Annotated in this window: 14 protein-coding genes; 5 read left to right on the forward strand and 9 right to left on the reverse strand. The window is 56.0% G+C overall.

Translation table 11 applies throughout. From position 1 onward, the window contains the following. Positions 1-105 precede the first annotated feature (105 nt). The 9 genes from panD to thpR all read right to left on the reverse strand — a co-directional run bounded on the left by panD (position 106) and on the right by thpR (position 7,070). A complete protein-coding gene (gene panD, locus AB8846_RS11550) occupies positions 106-486 on the reverse strand; it encodes an aspartate 1-decarboxylase (RefSeq protein ID WP_063145164.1) in 381 nt (126 codons plus the stop codon). A gap of 59 nt (positions 487-545) precedes the next feature. Next, positions 546-1,397, reverse strand: coding sequence for a pantoate--beta-alanine ligase (gene panC, locus AB8846_RS11555; RefSeq protein ID WP_331413341.1), 852 nt, complete (start codon positions 1,395-1,397; stop codon positions 546-548). 11 nt (positions 1,398-1,408) lie between these two features. Continuing rightward, positions 1,409-2,200, reverse strand: coding sequence for a 3-methyl-2-oxobutanoate hydroxymethyltransferase (panB, locus tag AB8846_RS11560; protein ID WP_014882600.1), 792 nt, complete (start codon positions 2,198-2,200; stop codon positions 1,409-1,411). A gap of 123 nt (positions 2,201-2,323) precedes the next feature. Further along, positions 2,324-2,803: a 2-amino-4-hydroxy-6-hydroxymethyldihydropteridine diphosphokinase gene (gene folK, locus AB8846_RS11565; protein ID WP_370732744.1), complete on the reverse strand. Its 480-nt coding sequence runs from the start codon at positions 2,801-2,803 to the stop codon at positions 2,324-2,326. Then, positions 2,800-4,197 (reverse strand): polynucleotide adenylyltransferase PcnB, encoded by a 1,398-nt coding sequence (gene pcnB, locus AB8846_RS11570; protein WP_074147334.1) that lies wholly within the window; start codon positions 4,195-4,197, stop codon positions 2,800-2,802. Before pcnB ends, folK begins: the two co-directional genes overlap by 4 nt. Before the next feature lie 42 nt (positions 4,198-4,239). Next, entirely contained in the window at positions 4,240-5,130 is an 891-nt protein-coding gene (gene gluQRS, locus AB8846_RS11575) for a tRNA glutamyl-Q(34) synthetase GluQRS (protein WP_331413338.1), read from the reverse strand. Positions 5,131-5,189: 59 nt separating this feature from the next. Then, positions 5,190-5,645, reverse strand: coding sequence for an RNA polymerase-binding protein DksA (gene dksA, locus AB8846_RS11580; RefSeq protein WP_001155232.1), 456 nt, complete (start codon positions 5,643-5,645; stop codon positions 5,190-5,192). A gap of 176 nt (positions 5,646-5,821) precedes the next feature. Further along, entirely contained in the window at positions 5,822-6,526 is a 705-nt protein-coding gene (sfsA, locus tag AB8846_RS11585; protein WP_193941163.1) for a DNA/RNA nuclease SfsA, read from the reverse strand. Beyond that, positions 6,516-7,070: an RNA 2',3'-cyclic phosphodiesterase gene (thpR, locus tag AB8846_RS11590; protein ID WP_032649754.1), complete on the reverse strand. Its 555-nt coding sequence runs from the start codon at positions 7,068-7,070 to the stop codon at positions 6,516-6,518. The genes sfsA and thpR overlap by 11 nt, the downstream gene beginning before the upstream one ends. A gap of 73 nt (positions 7,071-7,143) precedes the next feature. Between thpR and hrpB the strand changes: the two genes are divergently transcribed. The 5 genes from hrpB (at position 7,144) to AB8846_RS11615 (ending at position 16,461) form a co-directional block, all read left to right on the forward strand. Further along, complete coding sequence (gene hrpB, locus AB8846_RS11595) at positions 7,144-9,573, forward strand: ATP-dependent helicase HrpB (protein ID WP_370732745.1); 2,430 nt, start codon at positions 7,144-7,146, stop codon at positions 9,571-9,573. A 178-nt stretch (positions 9,574-9,751) separates the two neighbouring features. Then, positions 9,752-12,286 carry a bifunctional glycosyl transferase/transpeptidase gene (gene mrcB / locus AB8846_RS11600; protein WP_370732746.1) on the forward strand — a complete coding sequence of 845 codons (2,535 nt, stop codon included), beginning with the start codon at positions 9,752-9,754 and terminating at the stop codon, positions 12,284-12,286. A gap of 348 nt (positions 12,287-12,634) precedes the next feature. Then, positions 12,635-13,207, forward strand: coding sequence for a fimbrial protein (locus AB8846_RS11605; RefSeq protein WP_063930396.1), 573 nt, complete (start codon positions 12,635-12,637; stop codon positions 13,205-13,207). 42 nt (positions 13,208-13,249) lie between these two features. After that, positions 13,250-13,963: a molecular chaperone gene (locus AB8846_RS11610; RefSeq protein ID WP_063145175.1), complete on the forward strand. Its 714-nt coding sequence runs from the start codon at positions 13,250-13,252 to the stop codon at positions 13,961-13,963. Between the two features lie 20 nt (positions 13,964-13,983). After that, positions 13,984-16,461, forward strand: a complete 2,478-nt coding sequence (locus tag AB8846_RS11615) for a fimbria/pilus outer membrane usher protein (protein ID WP_370732747.1) — start codon at positions 13,984-13,986, stop codon at positions 16,459-16,461. Positions 16,462-16,471: the final 10 nt, after the last annotated feature.

Below are 16,471 nucleotides of genomic sequence, written 5' to 3' on the forward strand. Positions count from 1 at the left end.
GAGTTATAATTAATTTGTATTTGTTTGGCTTATTAATTTGTTGGCCTTATGTATTATATTACCCGAAGTTATGTCTCGGGTAATATAATGATAAGCAAGAAAGGGTTAGGCAACCTGAACCGGAATAGCTTTCGCCAGGCGTTTCATTTCATTGTCGCCTTCAAAGTAGGCCACCTTTGGCTGCCAGCGGCGCGCTTCCTCATCGGACATCATCACAAAGCTGGCGATGATGACGATATCACCCACGTCCGCGCAGTGTGCTGCCGCGCCGTTAACGGAGATGATTTTAGACCCGCGCTCGGCGGCAATCGCGTAGGTAGAGAAGCGTTTGCCGTTATTCACGTTCCAGATATCAATCGCTTCGTTTTCAAGGATGCCCGCCGCGTCGAGAAAATCCTGGTCAATGGCGCAGGAGCCTTCATAGTGCAGGTCGGCCTGGGTGACTTTCACACGGTGAAGTTTACCTTGCAGCATTTTGCGAATCATTACGTTTACCTTTAATCATGATGCGTTAGCCCCTCTCGTAAGAGGGGAGGGTAAGAATACTACGCCAGCTCAACCACTTTATTGTCGATTAGACGCGCCTGGCCCAGCCATGCCGCCACCAGAATGACCGCGCGTTTGCTGCTCTCTGTAAGCTCCAGCAGCGTGTCGGCGTCTCGAATTTGCACATCGTCAGCGCGAAGACCTTTATCGTTCAGAGCCTGCTCGGCAAGGGCGATAATCTCTTCTGCGGTCAGCTCTTTTGCCAGAAGTTGTTCTGCCATTATATTCATGACTTTGCTGAGTCCTGGTGCAATTTTACGCTGTTCAGCGGTCAAATAGCCATTCCGGGAGCTGAGTGCGAGACCGTCTTTAGCACGCACAATGGGCACACCGACGATCTCAATGTCGTAACCCATGTCGGCGACCATCTTGCGGATCAGCGCCAGCTGCTGGAAATCTTTCTCACCGAAGCAGGCAACGTCCGGCTGCACCAGGTTGAACAGCTTGCTAACGATGGTCGACACGCCGCGGAAATGACCCGGACGGCTTGCGCCTTCCAGCATGGTGGAAATGCCCGGTACGTCAACGTAAGTTGCCTCTTCCGTACCCTGCGGATACACGTCCGACGGTGCCGGAGAGAAGACAATATCCGCATGACGTTTTTTGAGCTTCTCGCAATCTTCCTGCAGGGTGCGCGGATAGCGTGCCAGATCGTCGGCGCGGTCAAACTGCATTGGGTTAACGAAGATACTGACCACCACGATATCTGCACGGGCTCTTGCTTCATCGACCAGCTTCATATGGCCGTCATGCAGGTTGCCCATGGTCGGGACCAGTGCGATACGTTTACCTTCCTGACGCGCACGACGGATATGCTGGCGCAGCAGCGGCAGGGTTTCAATGATTAGCACAACGAGACTCCTTAATGGAAACTGTGTTCTTCACCCGGGTAAACACCGGATTCAACGTCGGCAATATACTGCCTGACCGCAGCGCGCATGTCGCCCGCTTCGGTGAGGAAATTTTTGGCAAACTTCGGAATATGCCCGCCGGTGATACCAAAGGCGTCGTGCATCACCAGAATCTGACCGTCGGTCACGTTGCCCGCGCCAATACCAATCACCGGAATGGACAGTGCCTCAGTAATACGCTTCGCCAGCTCAACCGGCACGCACTCCAGCACCAGCAGCTGCGCGCCTGCGGCTTCCAGCGCCAGGGCATCATCAAACAGCGTTTGGGCGGCGTCACCGCGGCCCTGCACCTTATAGCCACCAAAGATGTTGACGGACTGCGGCGTCAGACCCAAATGGCCGCACACCGGCACGGCGCGTTCGGTGAGCATCTTCACCGTATCTACCAGCCAGGCGCCGCCTTCAATTTTGACCATATTGGCCCCGGCGCGCATGACGGCTGCCGCGTTTTCAAATGCCTGCTCTGGCGTGGCATAGGCCATAAACGGCAGATCGGAGAGCAGCAGGCAGGCTGGGGCGCCACGGCGCACGGCGCGGGTATGGTAAGCGATATCCTCAACCGTGACCGGCAGGGTGGAATCATGTCCTTGTACCGTCATCCCTAACGAATCTCCGACCAGCATGACGTTGATACCCTCTTCGGCAAAGAGTTTGGCGAAGCTGTAGTCATACGCGGTGATGGTGGCGAAGCGTTTTTTTTCCTGTTTGCATTTCTGCAGTAAGGAGATGGTGGTTGGTTTCATACTGTTTCCTGATAGCCCAAAAGCGAATCTTTGCGCATTCTAACAGTAACATTCGAGGGAACAATGATTTTAGGCAACCGATTAGCCACAATTAATTTGAGGCTAATCGGCTGGGAAACCAGATCACCAGCGGGCGGGTCTTTCCGCGTTGAGGCTGTCCAGAATGGACTTAAGCGAGGTGCCGTCCGGGAAGATGAGATCGGGGGCGACTTCAAAGAGCGGCCAGAGCATAAACCCGCGATTTTTCATGTCGTAATGCGGAATGGTTAGGCGTTCAGTGTTAATGGTCTCGTGACCAAACAGCATAATGTCGAGGTCCAGCGTGCGCGGTCCCCAGCGCTCGGCTTTGCGCACGCGGCCCTGCTGCAGTTCGATGCGCTGGGTGTTATCCAGCAGCGTTTCGGCAGGAAGAGCGGTTTCAAGCGCCACGGCGGCATTGAGATAATCAGGCTGATCCTGCGGACCCAGCGGCGGGGTACGGTAGAACGAGGAGACCGCCACGATCCGACTCTGCGGGATCTCGCCCAGCGCCTGTACGGCAGCGTTAACCTGCTCCAGCGGAGAGGCTAAATTGCTGCCGATGGCGATGTACGCGAGGGTCATGCCGTCCCTTCACGACGCGGCGCGCGTTTGCGCGGGCGACGATGACGGCGTCGCGGTTCCGGCTCTTCATCCAGCCCGGTAAGCATATCTTTCTGCTCCGGCGGGGCGGAAACCTGGAATTCGGCCCACCACTGCGTCAGGCGCTGCAGCTCCTGATTTCTTTCAATTTCAGCACGCAGCGACAGCAGATCGAAGGCGGCGCGGAATTTTGGATGCTCCATCAGCTTCCAGGCGCGTTTGCCCTGACGACGGGACATGCGCAGCTGAAGCTGCCAGATGTCGCGCACCAGCGTGGTAATACGTTTCGGAATAGCGAGCGTACGGCACCCTTCGTCCAGCACGTCGTTTGCGGCCAGCGCGAAGGCATCATAATAGGCGAGCCCGCTTTCCTGGGTAATGCGCTGGGCCGTTTCCAGCAGCGGATACCAGAACATCGCTGCAAACAGGAACGCCGGATTGACGCGCATGTCGTTGCGAATACGGGTATCGGTATTTTTCAGCACCTGCGCAATCATCCGCTCCATTGGGCTGTCACCGCTTTCGGTGAAGTAGCGAGTAATGGTCGGGAACAGCGGCTGGAACAGGTTATATTCGCGCAGCAGATTATACGTTTCAAAGCCGTGGCCGGCCTGCAGCAGCTTCAGCGCCTCTTCGAACAGGCGGGCAGGCGGCACGTCGTTGATCAGCGTCGCCAGGCGCGGAATCGGCTCTGCCGTTTCCGGGCTGATGCGCATATCCAGCTTGGCGGCGAAACGCACGGCGCGCAGCATACGCACGGGATCTTCACGATAGCGCGTTTCCGGCGTGCCAATCAGACGGATCAGACCTTCTTTCAGGTCCTGCATGCCGCCGACGTAATCGCGTACGGTGAAATCCGCCACGCTGTAGTAAAGGCTGTTGATGGTGAAATCGCGGCGCTGGGCATCTTCTTCGATAGAGCCGAAGATGTTATCACGCAGCAGCATGCCGTTCTGGCCCTGCTGGGACGTCGTGCGATCCGATACGCCCGCTTCGTGGTGGCCGCGGAAGGTCGCCACTTCGATAATTTCCGGCCCAAACATCACGTGAGCCAGACGGAAACGGCGGCCAACAAGACGGCAGTTACGGAATAATTTGCGCACCTGCTCAGGCGTGGCGCTGGTCGTCACGTCGAAATCTTTTGGTTTTTTGCCCAGCAGTAAATCACGCACTCCACCGCCCACGAGGTAGGCCTCGTAGCCCGCTTTATTCAGACGATAGAGCACCTTGAGGGCATTTTCACTGATATCTTTGCGGGAAATAGTGTGCTGCTCACGCGGAATAACCGACATGTGTGGCTGTGCAATAGCATCGTTCGCCATGCTCTCTTCGCGGCTTAGCACTTTACGGCAAAAATTAGCGACTCGGGTAAAAATGGTACACCTCGTAGTGTGTTTTGTTATGAAAAAAGCGGCTAATCATAGCTCAGCGCAACGCATTTGAGAATGCTGGATTTTTGGCACTGCCGCGAGCGTCCAGTTGGCAACGGCCATTTTCAGCAGTTCGTCTATACGCAGATCCTGCCATTCGTTGGTTACATTCTGGTTGAGAAATCGCAGCGCGTCGATCAAAACAGGACGCGGATCGCCGTCTGGCAGGGCCGGGGCGTGGTTCTGCTTTGACAATTTAAAGCCCTGCGCATTGACCGCCAGCGGCAGATGAATGTAGTCCGGTGCCGTCCAGCCAAACTGATGATAGAGCGATATTTGTCGCACGGTCGGTTCGACCAGGTCTGCTCCGCGCACAATTTCCGTCACGCCCTGAAAACGATCGTCGACGACCACCGCCAGGTTATAGGCAAACAGACCATCACGGCGGTGAATAATAAAATCCTCGCGTGCAAGACGTTCATCGGCATGAATCTCACCGGAGAGGAGGTCGGTAAAGCGCGTCACCGGGGAACGCTGGCGTATACGCACGGCGGCATTTTCCGGGGGATGGTTGAGCGTGCGGCAGTGGCCGTCATAGACGCCACCCACGCTCTGGATACGCGCGCGGGTGCAGGTGCAGTTATAGGACAGCCCCCGATCGCGAAGCCAGTCCAGACGTTCCCGATAAGCCTCGTGACGTTTTGACTGCCAGAGCACCTCGTCATCCCAGTGAAGACCGTAATGTTCCAGCTGACGCAGAATCGTCTCTGCAGCACCGGGAACTTCACGTGGAGGGTCAATATCTTCAATGCGTACGAGCCATTTTCCCAGGCGGGCGCGAGCCTGCAGGTAGCTGCCGAGCGCGGCAATTAATGAGCCGAAGTGTAATTCACCGGAAGGAGATGGCGCGAAGCGCCCTATATAGTGTGATTCAGACATATCAACAGTAACAAGGCGGGATAGACTCCCGCCTTTGGAGTGTGTAAACAGCGCTGGTATTAACCGGCCATCTGTTTTTCGCGGATTTCGGCCAGCGTTTTACAGTCGATGCATAGATCGGCGGTTGGACGCGCTTCCAGGCGACGAATGCCGATTTCAACACCGCAGGATTCGCAGTAGCCAAAATCTTCGTCTTCGACTTTTTTCAGCGTTTTCTCGATCTTTTTGATCAGTTTGCGTTCGCGGTCACGGTTACGCAGTTCGAGGCTGAACTCTTCTTCCTGAGCGGCACGGTCTACCGGGTCCGGGAAGTTAGCAGCTTCATCCTGCATATGAGTAACGGTGCGATCGACTTCATCCCTGAGTTGATTACGCCATGCTTCAAGAATACGCTTGAAGTGCGACAGCTGGGCTTCGTTCATATACTCTTCGCCCGGCTTCTCTTGATACGGCTCCACCCCAGCGATGGCGAGAATACTCAGGGACGATGTTTTACGGTTTTGCCCTTCTTGCATGTTGCTTCTCCTTAACACGCACTATCGATCCCCGTGTTGGGGGAAAAATCAGGTCGCTATAAATAGCAGATGCTTTTCCGGATGGCAATTATCTAAACGTAACACTTGACAAGCCTGTGAGGAAAAGCGTATTTGCGCACGCGGCCAGAACACTTAATCGTCAATCGTCTAATCCCTTATAAGACAATGGGAAGAGAGGATCTCAGAGTCATATTATCGGCAGAAAGTTCCGCTTTATAAGCGAAAACCTCTACCCCCTGCTTTTGTGCCTCATTCAACAATTGCGCGTATTTAGGATCAATATGGCGGGCAGGGGAGAAACGTTCAATGGCTGAATGCAACACCGCAAACAGCAATACGGCGCGTTTGCCCGCCGCCGCAACACTCATTAGCTCTCGCAGATGCTTCTGGCCACGTAGCGTTACCGCATCCGGGAAGTAGCCATTTTCCTGTTCCGCTAACGTCACTGATTTCACTTCAATATAGCACTCCGGCCTGTCTTCCGCCTGTAACATGAAGTCAATTCTGCTGCCTTCATCGCCATATTTCACTTCACTTTTATGCGTGCCGTATCCTACCAGTTCAGGAATTGTGCCATGGGTCAGTGCTTCCTTAACCAGTTGATTTGCGCGCAGGGTGTTAACGCAAATAAATGCCCCATTTTGGGTTTCGGTCATTTCCCAGGTATGGGCATATTTGCGTTTAGTATTTTCTGAGGTGGAATACCAGACCCTGTCACCCGGCGTCGCACAGCCCGTCATGGCACCGGTATTGGGGCAGTGCAGGGTGAGCTGTACCCCTTCGGGGGTGATCACGTCGGCGAGAAAGCGTTTGTAGCGTTGGATAAGCGTAGCGTGCTGCAGGGGAGGACTAAACTTCATCAGAATTCCTTTCGGTGTTGCCCAGCGTCCAGCGCTGTAGCGGCGTATAGCGGGTGCGTCCCTGTGCAAAGACGGATTCGTAAAGCGCAAATCCGTTGACCGGAAAGGCCCAGTGAAAACCCGGCGGCGGGATGGCAACGGCCTGACCGGCATCGCGCAGCAGCGTGATATGTGGATGAAACGGCTGTGGGCTCTGATAACAGCCGCTGCGCGCCGCCTGCGCGCGCAGCATATTCGCCAGCTGCAATAATCCGCGCGGTGGCTGGCGCGTGCCCAGCCAGACCACGCGCGAACGCAGCCACTGACCCGCGTCGTCGAGGTGCAGCGTAAATTCCGGCTGGGCGATACGTCCGGCCATTGCGGCTAACGCCCGCTGCTTTTCGGCACTCACGTCGCCCAAAAAGGCCAGCGTCAGGTGCAGGTTGGCCGCCGCGACAGGGCGGCCTGCCTCCGGCGGGAAGCGATCGGCGCGCCAGCGAACAATTTGACGCTGTATCGCGGTGGGCAATTCAATGGCAAAAAACAGCCGTTTCGACTCAGGCATACGGAGGACTCGGTAATGATATGCGCCGATGCTACAATGTACGCCGACTAATGTTAACCCTCTGGAGCTGTTAGTGTCCTCATTGCCGGTCGCCGTCATTCTTCCTGAGCTTCTCGCTGCCTTACACCATGCCCCGCAGGTTTTGCTGAATGCCCCTACGGGCGCGGGCAAGTCCACCTGGCTGCCGCTGCAGATTCTGAAAGACGGAAACATCAGCGGGAAAATTATCCTGCTGGAGCCGCGCAGGCTGGCCGCGCGCAACGTGGCGCAGCGTCTGGCGGAACTGCTGAATGAAAAACCGGGCGAAACGGTAGGTTACAGGATGCGTGCCGAGACCTGCGTTGGCCCGACCACGCGTCTTGAAGTGGTCACCGAGGGCATTCTCACCCGTATGCTGCAAAACGATCCGGAGCTGACCGGCGTCGGGCTGGTGATCCTGGATGAATTTCACGAACGCAGCCTGCAGGCGGATCTGGCCCTCGCCCTGTTGCTGGACGTGCAGCAGGGACTGCGCGACGATCTCCGTCTGCTTATCATGTCGGCCACGCTGGATAATGAGCGGCTACGACAGGCATTACCCGATGCGCCGGTCATCAGCTCAGAGGGGCGGGCGTTTCCGGTTGAACGCCGCTATCAACCGCTTCCCTCCCATCAGCGTTTTGACGAGGCCGTCGCCATTGCCACCGCTGAGCTGCTGCGCCAGGAGCCTGGTTCCCTGCTGCTGTTTTTGCCGGGCGTCGGTGAAATCCAGCGCGTGCAGGAGCAACTTTCTACCCGCGTAGGCGGCGATGTGCTGCTTTGCCCGCTCTATGGCGCGTTGTCGCTACAGGATCAGCGTAAAGCCATCCTTCCGGCCCCGGTGGGGCAGCGCAAGGTGGTGCTGGCAACCAACATTGCTGAAACCAGTTTGACCATCGAAGGCATTCGTCTGGTGGTGGATAGCGCGCAGGAGAGGGTGGCAAGCTTTGACCCGCGCACCGGGCTGACTAAACTCCTGACGCAACGCATTAGCCAGGCGTCGATGGTGCAGCGCGCGGGACGTGCGGGGCGTCTTGAGCCGGGTATCTGCCTGCATTTGACCAGCGCGGAACAGGCTGAACGCGCAGCACAGCAAAGCACGCCGGAAATTTTACAAAGCGATTTGTCTGGCCTGGTGATGGATCTGCTGCAGTGGGGCTGCCCGAACCCTGATCAACTCACCTGGCTTAATCCTCCGCCCGTCGTGAACCTCACCGCTGCGCGCACGTTGCTGACCCAGCTCGGCGCGCTGGAAGGCGAGCGTTTGACGGCGCGCGGCCAGAAAATGGCGGCGCTGGGCAACGATCCGCGTCTGGCCGCGATGCTGGTGGCCGCGCAAGGGGATGATGAAATTGCCACGGCGGCAAAACTGGCGGCTATTCTTGAGGAGCCGCCTCGCGGTGGCAGCAGCGATCTGGGGCAGGCGTTTTCGCGCAGTCAGGGGAACTGGCAGCAGCGGGCGCAGCAGTTGTGCAAACGCCTGAATAGCCGGGGGGGATCGCCTGACAGCGATAAGATTGCCTTCCTGCTGGCACAGGCCTTCCCGGACAGGATTGCGCGCCGGCGCGGGCTGGACGGTCGCTACCAGCTGGCAAACGGCATGGGGGCGATGCTGGACAGCGATGATGCGCTGACGCGTCACGAATGGCTGATTGCCCCACTGTTGCTTCAGGGCAGTCATTCACCGGATGCGCGTATCCTGCAGGCGATTGCCGTAGAGATTGACGCCCTGACGCGTACCTGTCCGCAGCTGCTTCAGCAATCTGATACCGTGGAATGGGATGACGCCCAGGGTACGCTGAAGGCGTTTCGTCGCAGCCAGATTGGAAAGTTGACGTTAGGGACGAAGCCGCTGGCGAAGCCGTCGGAAGAAGAGCTCCATCAGGCCATGCTGAACGGCATTCGGGAAAAGGGGCTGAGCGCCCTGAACTGGACGCCGGAAGCCGAGCAGTACCGCATTCGTCTGCACTGCGCCGCGAAGTGGCTACCGGAATACGGTTGGCCTGCGGTGGATGATGAGACGCTGCTTGCTACGCTTGAGCACTGGCTACTGCCTCAAATGAGCGGCGTGCACTCCCTGCGAGCCCTTAAGGCGCTTGATGTTAAGACAGCGTTACAGAATTTACTGGACTGGTCATTACGTCAACGTCTGGATAGTGAACTGCCTGGGCATTACACTGTGCCGACCGGAAGCCGGATTGCCATCCGTTATCATGAGGATAATCCGCCGGCGCTGGCGGTTCGGATGCAGGAGATGTTTGGTGAGGCCACCACGCCGTCCATTGCGGAAGGGCGTGTGCCGTTAGTGCTTGAGCTGCTGTCCCCTGCGCATCGTCCATTACAAATCACCCGAGATTTGGGGGCGTTCTGGGCGGGAAGCTACCGTGAAGTGCAAAAAGAGATGAAGGGGCGATATCCCAAGCATGTCTGGCCGGACGATCCGGCGAATACGGCGCCGACGCGGCGAACGAAGAAATATTCGTGAAAGGGGAGTGCGGCCTGATGCCCTCACCCCAGCCCTCTCCCACGGGGAGAGGGAGAAAACACTAAAGACTTTCCTGACAGGAAAGTCTTGCTGTTTATTTTGAGAGATTTCTTCTTTCACAGGCCTGTGAAAGAAAAGAAAATCTGGCCTTTGCGCCTGAAAGTTGCGGAGAAAAAGCATGGCGGGGAATGACCGCGAGCCAATAGGACGTAAGGGAAAACCCACGCGTCCGGCGAAAGAAAAGGTAAGCCGTCGTCGCCTCAGAGATGAGGACTATGACGATGACTATGAAGACGATTATGAGGATGAAGAACCGATGCCGCGTAAAGGAAAAGGCAAAGGGCGTAAGCCTCGGGGCAAGCGCGGCTGGTTCTGGCTGCTGCTGAAGCTGTTTATTGTTTTTGTTGTGCTGATGGCGATTTACGGCGTGTATCTGGATCAGAAGATCCGCAGCCGTATCGACGGTAAAGTCTGGCAGTTACCTGCGGCAGTATATGGCCGTATGGTGAACCTTGAGCCAGATATGTCCATCACTAAGAACGAGATGGTTAAACTGCTGGAAGCCACCCAGTATCGTCAGGTGTCAAAAATGACGCGGCCTGGCGAATTTACCGTGCAGTCAAACAGCATTGAGATGATCCGTCGTCCGTTTGATTTCCCGGACAGCAAAGAGGGGCAGGTGCGCGCGCGTCTGACCTTTGACGGCGATCGTCTGGACACCATCGAGAACATGGATAACAACCGTCAGTTCGGTTTCTTCCGTCTCGATCCGCGCCTGATCACCATGCTTTCGTCGGCAAACGGCGAGCAGCGCCTGTTCGTGGCGCGTAACGGCTTCCCGGATCTGCTGGTCGATACTCTGCTGGCAACCGAAGACCGTCACTTCTACGAGCACGATGGCATCAGCCTCTACTCGATTGGTCGTGCGGTGCTGGCTAACCTGACTGCCGGTCGCACCGTGCAGGGGGCGAGTACGCTGACTCAGCAGCTGGTGAAGAACCTGTTCCTCTCCAGCGAACGTTCTTACTGGCGTAAAGCGAACGAAGCCTACATGGCCGTGCTGATGGATGCGCGCTACAGCAAGGATCGTATCCTTGAGCTGTACATGAACGAGGTGTACCTCGGCCAGAGCGGCGATAACGAAATCCGCGGTTTCCCGCTGGCGAGCCTGTACTACTTTGGTCGTCCGGTGGAAGAGCTGAGCCTGGACCAGCAGGCGCTGCTGGTGGGCATGGTGAAAGGGGCGTCCATTTATAACCCGTGGCGTAACCCGAAACTGGCGCTGGAGCGTCGTAACCTCGTTCTGCGTCTGCTGCAACAGCAGCAGGTGATTGACCAGGAGCTGTACGACATGCTGAGCGCGCGTCCGCTTGGCGTTCAGCCGCGCGGTGGCGTGATTTCGCCTCAGCCTGCGTTTATGCAGCTGGTGCGTCAGGAGTTGCAAAGCAAGCTTGGCGATAAGGTCAAAGATCTCTCCGGCGTGAAGATCTTCACCACCTTTGACTCCGTTGCGCAGGATGCGGCAGAAAAAGCGGCGGTGGAAGGCATTCCGGCGCTGAAGAAACAGCGTAAGCTCTCCGATCTTGAAACCGCGATGGTGGTGGTTGACCGTAACTCCGGCGAAGTTCGCGCCATGGTGGGCGGTGCCGAGCCGCAGTATGCAGGCTACAACCGCGCCATGCAGGCGCGTCGCTCAATCGGCTCTCTGGCAAAACCGGCAACCTACCTTACTGCCCTGAGTCAGCCAAACCAGTATCGCCTGAATACCTGGATTGCGGATGCGCCGATCTCCCTGCGCCAGCCTAACGGCCAAGTCTGGTCACCGCAGAACGATGATAAACAGTTCAGCGGCCAGGTGATGTTAGTGGATGCGTTAACGCGCTCCATGAACGTGCCGACGGTGAACCTGGGCATGTCGCTGGGACTGCCAGCGATTGTCGATACCTGGCAAAAGCTGGGCGTGTCGAAAGATCAGCTGCACCCGGTGCCGGCGATGATCCTCGGCGCGCTTAACCTGACGCCGATCGAAGTCGCCCAGGCATTCCAGACCATTGCCAGCGGGGGCAACCGTGCACCGCTGTCTGCCCTGCGTTCGGTGATTGCCGAAGACGGATCCGTGCTGTATCAGAGCTTCCCGCAGGCGGAGCGTGCCGTTCCTGCTCAGGCCGCCTATATGACGCTGTGGACGATGCAGCAGGTTGTGCAGCGCGGTACCGGGCGTCAGCTGGGTGCGAAATATCCGGGTCTGCATCTGGCGGGTAAAACCGGGACCACCAACAACAACGTCGATACCTGGTTTGCCGGTATCGACGGTCGTGAAGTGGTGATCACCTGGGTAGGGCGCGACAACAACCAGCCGACCAAACTGTACGGGGCGAGCGGGGCGATGTCGATTTACCAGCGCTATCTGGCCAATCAGTCCCCGGTGCCGTTAAACCTGGTTGCGCCGGAAGATATCGTGGATATGGGCGTGGACAGTTCCGGTAACTTTGTCTGCGGCGGCGGGATGCGTACCCTGCCGGTCTGGACGGCCAACCCGGACTCGCTGTGCCAGCAAAACCAGCCTGAACAGCCGACGGGCAATCCGTTCGATCAGTCTTCTCAGCCACAGCAGCCACAGCAGCCGCAGCAGCAACAGCCGCAGCAGCAGAATGAGAAGAAAGACAGCGATGGCGTAGCCGGCTGGATTAAGGACATGTTTGGCGGAAACTGATTAGTTTCCTGAATAGTAAAGCCGCTTAGTGATAAGCGGCTTTTTTTTTATCTTTACATTTGTTCTTATTTTAATTTTAGTAAATTTCTAATTAAGAATTATTAATGTGCGAAGTTTATTATGTTATTCAGTGTGTTGGCGTCTCTTTAGGCTATTTTACTCGTCAGCCTGCTGGACACGATAAAGAATAATCTGATGTAATTGAACTCATGAATTTCACTTTCCTCATGGGATGTTCTTATTAATGAAATCCCGTGTCTAAGTGATATCAAATTTTACAGAGCATTCTGGCGAAAAGTATTTTTCCCAGGAATGGATTCCGTTATAACCATATATAAGGATGTTGTTATGAATAAGACAATTATTTCTTCTTTATTGGCCGGAAGTATTATGGCGGCTTTGTCGCTGCCGGCCTTTGCGGCGAATGATTCAGGTACGGTAAATTTCGCCGGAAAAATTGTGGCGGATACATGCGAGATCAATGTTGATGGTACAGGGAACAATACATCCACCGTCACATTCGCAGATACTTATCCTTCAGATTTTGGCATCGACGGTCAGGTCGGGACGTCTAAAGCTTTTAAGATTGAAGTGCAAAAATGTGACCCGCTGGTCGCCAAACTGAACCTCAAGTTCAGCGGCACAACAACAGACGCTGCGTACAAGCGTTTGAAGAACGATCTCTCCGGCGCAGGCAACGCCACTAATGTTGGCATTATTGTCAGCAACGATAACGGTGCCAAAGGCGATGTGGTCTTCGACGGTTCAGTACCGGATGCCGGTACCGACGTGGCTAACGATGCGACCGGCGCAGCGGCTTCTGTCTTTAACTACACCGCGAAAGTGATTCAGGTCGGTGATACCGCGCCAACCGCGGGTCATTACTCCTCCTCAGCCACATTTGAGGTTGTCTATCGCTAAACAATGACTGGCAGCCTGAAAGGCTGCCTTCTGGAACGCTGTATGAAGACGTTATTTAAGTTGTTATGTGGTTGTTTAATTATCTCTTGCTGTTCAGTGCAGGCAAGCGTTGTTCTCGGTGGGACGCGAATTATTTATCCATCGAATAAATCTGAAGTACAAATCGCACTTAAAAATAAAGATCCTCATACGCGTTATCTGGTGCAAAGCTGGGTCAGTTATCCCAATGATGCAAAAGCCCCCTTTATTATTACGCCGCCTGTCTATAAGTTGCAGGAAAATCGTCAGACGCTGTTACACGTTATTTTCACCGGTGATAAAAACAGCCTGCCGGCAGACCGCGAATCACTGTTTCTGGCGAACGTGAAATCCGTCTCTGCACTCTCGCCCGAGCTGAAAGAGAAAAACACGCTGCAGTTCGCAATGAAAACGCGCCTGAAGCTTTTCTGGCGTCCCGCTCAGCTGAAGGAAGCCGATGCGCTGGGGGCCTATGAAAAAATCACGTTCCAGCGTCAGGGTGACTCGCTCGTCGCAAACAACCCCACGCCTTTTTACGTCTCTTTTGGCGAACTGGCCGTTGGCGGGAAAAGTGTACCGGTCAAAGAGACCAAAACTACGCCGGGTGCCATTTCAATGATGGTTGCACCGTTTAGCAAGCAGAGTTTCGCGATACCAAAAGCGGCAAATGGCGCGGTCACCTGGACGGCTATCAATGATTTCGGCGCCCAGACTCCTCAACGCAAGCAGGCCCTTTAAATCGATCATGTTGGTAAGTTATGTCGTCATCTTTACATCACAAACAGGTACTGTCCGGGATCGCGCTGGCGCTGCTCGCCGCGATCCAGCCTGTCAGTGCGGATGACGAATTCAACCTGCGGATCCTTGAACTGGATACCCCTCTCGAAAATACCGCCACGCTCAAAAACTTCATAAGTGATAACGGGTTACTTGCGGGGAGCTACCCTACGACGATCGTGTGGGATCGGGACGTGCTGGATATACGTACGCTCACCTATGTGCTTTCTGACGACAAACAGCATCTCCTGCCGGAGCTCACCAAAGCGGACCTGCGGGAATACGGTGTGAAAGTCGACACGATCCCGGATTTGAAAGAACTGGGCGACGAGGCTTACGTTCGGGATATCTCTCATTTCATTGAAAATGCACGCTACGATTACGATCAGGATAACCAGACCCTGAAGCTGGTCATTCCGCAGATCTACCGCGATCGCGCCGCCGCCGGAGCGATTAACCCGAAATTCTGGGATGACGGCGCGCCTGCCGCCTGGACAAGCTATCAGCTCAGCGGCTCTCAGCAGCACTATAGCTCGGGCAACACGTCTTCAACCTGGCTTGGTCTGGCGTCGGGGATGAATATTGGGGCGTGGCGACTGCGTAATAACAGCACCTGGAGCGACGCTTCCGGCTGGGAGGCCATCGCCAGTACTTTACAACGTGACATCAAAACGTTGAAAAGCCAGCTGGAGATGGGGCAGACGTATACCAATGGCGAGCTTTTTGACAGCGTCCAGATGACCGGCGTGAAGCTGGAAACGGACACCGCGATGCTGCCCGCCAGCCAGCAAGGCTTTGCGCCTGTTGTGCGCGGTATTGCGAATAGCGACGCGAAAGTCACCATCAAGCAAAATGGCTACACCATCTATCAAACAAACGTCTCGCCGGGGCCTTTTGAGATCCGCGACTTAAGCCAGGTGACTTCCGGAGCCGATCTGGAAGTCACCGTCGAAGAGGCGGATGGCAGCGAGCACAGCTTCATTCAGGCTAGCGCGTCGGTACCGGTATTGCAGCGAGAAGACGGTTTTAAGTATTCGCTGGCAGCAGGACGCTATCGCGGTAACGAAGGTGAAGATGAACCCACCTTTGCGCAAGGTACAGCTATCTATGGATTGCCTTACGGCGTGACGGTTTATACCGGCGCGCTGGGAGCGTCGCTGTATCGTGCGCTGCTGCTGGGGCTTGGTGCCGATCTGGGGCACTTCGGCTCCGCTTCTGTCGATCTCACGGCTGCGCGTACTGCGTTTGATGACGGGCGTGACGATGCCAGCGGATTATCGTGGCGGGCACAGTACTCAAAAGATATCCCTGACACGGATACGACCGTCACGCTTGCAAGCTACCGCTACTCCACCTCAGGGTTTTATACCTTTCAGGAGGCTATCGATCAGCGGGACAGCGAGATCGACGACGGTATTTATACCTACCGCAGAACCAACAACCGCCGTAGCCGTATGCAGCTAAATCTTTCCCAGCGCATTTCAGACTGGGGCTCGGCGTATCTCAACGGCTATCAGCAGGATTACTGGGACATGGACGGCCATGAGCGTAGCGTCAGCGCAGGGTTGAGCTCCAGCTGGCGCGATATTACCTGGTCGATAAGCTATAACCTGACCCGCACGCCGAACGCCGATACCGACCGGCAAATGGCGTTGACGGTCAACATTCCGTTCTCAAAGTGGCTGCCTGATGCCTGGGCAACCTACAGCGCTAACACCGCCAGCGGTGGGTATGTCTCGCATCAGGTCGGGCTCGGCGGTACCGCGCTGGAGGACAATAAGCTGAGCTACAACCTTCAGCAGACCTATGCCAATCAGAACACGGGCTACGGCGGCAGCCTGTCCGGGCGTTACCGTGGGGCTTCCGGTGAGGTGGGGATGGGCTACAGCTACGGCGGCGATAATCGACAGTGGAACTACAGCGCGCAGGGGTCGATCGTTGCCCACGAGCATGGTGTGACGCTGGGGCAGCCTGTGCGCGATGCTTTCGCGATTGTCCATATCAAGGATGGCGACAACGTTAAAGTTCAGAACGGGCGTGGAATTTATACCGATGCATTTGGCAATGCGATTGTTCCCTCCCTGACGGCCTACCGGCACAACGCCATCACGGTAAATACGCAAGAGCGGGAAGATATCGATATCGAAGCGGCAACGAAGGATCTTGTCCCCACGAAAGGCGCAGCGATGCATGCCACGTTTGATGCGCGCGTTGGACGGCGAGCCCTGGTGACCTTGCGCTACGCGGGTAAGCCCGTTCCGTTTGGCGCGTTGGTGGCGCTGGATAACTCCACTGCCATCGTCGGGGATGACGGTGAGGTTTACCTGACAGGCATACACGGCAAAACGACGTTTAGCGTGCAGTGGGGAGAAGAGGGCGGCCAACAATGCGAGGGGACGCTGGACGTCCCTACAGAGGGGTCTGCGGGGATCGTCAACGCAACGGTTAACTGCCATTAACAGAGGTATT

This window comes from Enterobacter sp. KB-221C9 (assembly GCF_041320715.1).
Classification (GTDB): domain Bacteria; phylum Pseudomonadota; class Gammaproteobacteria; order Enterobacterales; family Enterobacteriaceae; genus Enterobacter; species Enterobacter asburiae_D.